Origin of the sequence: Methanoregula sp. (assembly GCF_002835825.1) — an archaeon.
Classification (GTDB): Archaea; Halobacteriota; Methanomicrobia; order Methanomicrobiales; family Methanospirillaceae; genus Methanoregula.
The window spans coordinates 1-1,596 of sequence record NZ_PIZH01000468.1 but is presented as its reverse complement, the minus strand read 5'-3'; the positions used below and the strand labels follow the sequence as shown (position 1 = coordinate 1,596).

1 protein-coding gene is annotated in these 1,596 nt (G+C 59.4%); it reads left to right on the top strand.

The features are described 5' to 3' along the window. Positions 1 to 410 precede the first annotated feature (410 nt). A partial coding sequence (locus CW742_RS12355; RefSeq protein ID WP_292420807.1) for a ribonuclease catalytic domain-containing protein occupies positions 411 to 1,596 on the top strand: 1,186 nt, incomplete at its 3' end.

Below are 1,596 nucleotides of genomic sequence, written 5' to 3'. Positions count from 1 at the left end.
CCCCACGGGGGCGCAGGCGATGCCTCTGTATTACCCTTATAAGAAACCTTCCCCATATCCCGACCAGATAATTGGTGGACATCGCCATGCGCCCCGTCCCCCCTGTGGGGGAACTGGTGGCGCAAGAGGGGGTTCATACAAATTGTGGGAATCTCACATAACACGTTGTTAGCATTTTTCCGGCGGCAGAATGCTCTGACCCGATCCCCCATTATCATAGCCCATGAATTTCTTCCTGTTTTTTCGGCGTGAACTCCTCTTCACCTTCCCCCCATCTCCCGTAAACCTCCCGGTAGTTTATTGAAAAAATGGCACACAATTTGAGGTATTCCACAATGCCCCGGCCCCCCTTGTCCGGTCCGATCAGGACATATGGGAGAAGAGCTGACACACTGTCTTGATCACGAACCATGACCAGAAAGCCACGAACACGACGCGGTGCCCCGGCAGTTGACATGGAGGCGATTGCCTGGGATGCCATGAAGAAGTACGGTTTCCGGCCACAGTTTTCCAATGCCGTGATGCGGGAGGTCGGGAGCATGGAGGAAAGTGACCAGAAATGGCCACGGCATTCCACACAAGACCTGCGGGCTCTCCTCTGGTGCTCTATCGACAACTTCGACTCCATGGACCTTGACCAGCTGGAGTATTGCGAAAAGGAGGCAAATGGCGAGATCCACGTGCAGGTCGCCATTGCGGATGTCGATAGCCGCGTCCCGAAAAACTCCCGGACTGACCGGCATGCGGCCCTCAATGGGGCTTCGATCTACCTTGACGTGGCAACGTTCCCCATGCTTCCCCTGAAGCTCTCCGCAGGGATCACCTCCCTCCTGCCGGGGAAGGACTGTCTTGCGATGGTCGTGGACTACTGGGTCCTCCCTGACGGGAACATCCGGTACGGGACGATCACCCGTGCGCTGGTCGAGAACAAGGCAAAACTGGTGTACGAGCAGGTCGGTGCCTGGCTTGAGGGAAAAGTACCTGAGCCCGACAATGTCAGTATCATTCCCGGGCTCGCGGACCAGGTCTGGCTCCAGAACGAGGCGGCAGTGCGCCTGCGGCAGAAGCGGACCGGGCAGGGCTCCCTGGACCTTGAGACAATCGAGGCACAGGCAGTGTACGAGAAGGGCGAGGTTCGGGACCTGCTCCTTGTAGAGAAGAACGCGGCCCGGTCGCTCATCGAGGAGTTCATGGTTGCTGCAAACCGGACCATGATGGCGTTCCTCTCGGCAGCAGGAGTTCCCCGGATCGAGCGGATTGTCCGGGTGCCCAAGCACTGGGATGGGATCGTGCTTGTCGCCGCAACCCTTGGCGAGGATCTGCCGGACCAGCCCGATGTCAAAGCCCTTGCCCGGTTCCTGGACCGGCAGCGGGAGAAGGACCCGGAACGCTTCCCGGACCTCTCGCTGACGGTTGTCAAACTGATGGGGCCGGGGGAATATGCCATGCTCCAGCCCGGCAGCACCCCCATCGGACACTTCGCGCTTGCGGTCACGGATTACACGCACGGTACGGCACCCAACCGGCGCTACGCCGATCTTGTCATCCAGCGGCTCATCAAGTCCGTGATCGACCGGCAGGAAGTCCCGTACACCC